Source organism: Streptomyces regalis (assembly GCF_001509475.1).
In the GTDB taxonomy this organism is placed as follows: Bacteria; Actinomycetota; Actinomycetes; order Streptomycetales; family Streptomycetaceae; genus Streptomyces; species Streptomyces regalis.
Genome location: NZ_LLZG01000262.1, coordinates 1 through 354, shown reverse-complemented (window position 1 = coordinate 354; position 354 = coordinate 1). Strand labels below are relative to the sequence as shown.

Sequence of the window (354 nt, the reverse complement as noted above, 5' to 3'; positions counted from 1 at the left end):
GGAGGCGTCGAAGCGCGGGGACATCAGCCGGGCCCGCCCGTCGCCGTCCACGTCGGCGGCTGCCCGGTCGCCGGGTCCCGCGTCCGGCCGCTCGACGCCGAGCAAGCCCGGCGGGCCCTCGTCGACGTGGAGGCATGCAGCATGTGCCGGCCGGACACGGAGCTCGGGGTGCTGGGGTAGCCGAACCGCGCGACCCTGGAGGCATGGCTCCGATTGTGCTGCATGCCCCGCGGGGGACGGGTGGCCGGCGGATGACGATCCGCGGCGAGATCATCGGCGTCGCGTACTCGGACGCGGACGTCGTCGAGTTCCTCCGTCAGGCCGGCCTGCCCGACGGCGGCCGGCTGCTCGACG

1 protein-coding gene is annotated in these 354 nt (G+C 75.7%); it reads left to right on the top strand.

Annotated elements, in window-relative coordinates; genetic code table 11:
* The coding region (locus ADL12_RS50975; protein WP_244188050.1) for a DUF6233 domain-containing protein at nt 1-180 on the top strand (180 nt) is incomplete at its 5' end.
* Nucleotides 181-354 lie beyond the last annotated feature (174 nt).